Annotated in this window: 1 protein-coding gene; it reads left to right on the forward strand. The window is 58.6% G+C overall.

The annotated features are described in order from the left end of the window. Nucleotides 1–53: 53 nt before the first annotated feature. The coding region (locus XalbCFBP2523_RS15770; protein ID WP_146084146.1) for an AMP-binding protein at nt 54–1,282 on the forward strand (1,229 nt) is incomplete at its 3' end.

A 1,282-nucleotide genomic window follows, 5' to 3' on the forward strand; every position in this document is an offset into this window, starting at 1 on the left:
ATGCGCCGCTATCGCTGGCGCAACGGTGCAGCGGTGTTCCGGCGCCAGCGCCGTTGTTCACTTCGCTGCTCAATTACCGGCATGGCGTCCAGGCAGAAGATGCTGCCGAAACAATGGCCTGGGAGGGAATTCAGACGCTGTCAAGTCATGAGCGAACGAATTATCCGCTTGCCGTTTCCATCGATGATGTTGGATCGGGTTTTACAGTGAATGTGCAGTCGCAGCACCCACTGGTCCCGGGACGGATAGGCGCGTTCCTGATGCAGGCGCTGGCAGGGCTCGTTGATGCGCTTGTCCATGCACCGGAGACGGGGGTGCGCGATCTCGACGTGCTGCCTGAGGTCGAGCGTCATCAGGTGTTGACCCAATGGAATGCGACGGCAAGGGATTATCCACGCGATGCCTGTGTGCACGAACTGTTCGAGGCGCAAGTGGCGCGCGATCCATCGGCCATCGCACTGGTGCAGGGCGAGGTGGCACTGACGTATGGCGAATTGAACGCACGGGCGAATCGGCTGGCCCATTACCTGTGCGCATTGGGCCTGCGCCCCGATAATCGCGTGGCGATCTGCGTACAGCGTAGCGTGGAGATGGTCGTGGCGCTGCTGGCAGTGTTGAAGGCCGGTGGTGCCTATGTGCCGCTGGATCCGGCTTATCCGCCGGAGCGGCTGGCCTACATGCTCACAGATTGCGGCGCGGTAGCGGTACTGACGGATGCCGCGAGCCGTCACCTAGTCCAGGACAGTGTCGCTTCGGCGGTGATCGTCGATCTGCAAGCCGATAGCGAATGCTGGGAACAACTGCCGAACCACAATCTCGATCGTCATGCAAGTGGCCTGACTGCCCGCCACCTAGCGTATGTCATCTACACCTCGGGATCGACCGGTGTGCCCAAGGGCGCGATGAATGAACATCGCAGCGTCGTGAACCTGGCGCTGGCACAGATACGCGCATTCAATGTCGAAGAGAACAGCCGCGTCATGCAGTTTTCCTCGCTGAGTTTTGATGCATTTGCTTCTGAGTTGTTTGTATCGCTGCTTTGCGGAGCGTCACTGTATATCGCTGATCGAGGTGCGGTATTGGCAGGTGAAACGCTCACGAAAATTTTGAACGAACATCAGATTAGTCACGTCACCCTACCACCTTCAGTACTGAACAATTTGCCTGAAAAGCCAGCGCTTTCCTGTCTGAAGACACTCGTCGTTGCCGGCGAGGCACTCTCTGCAAGCATCGTAGAACGTTGGGGCCAAGGCAGACGCCTGATCAATGCATACGGCCCCAC

The organism is Xanthomonas albilineans (assembly GCF_002939705.1).
Classification (GTDB): domain Bacteria; phylum Pseudomonadota; class Gammaproteobacteria; order Xanthomonadales; family Xanthomonadaceae; genus Xanthomonas_A; species Xanthomonas_A albilineans.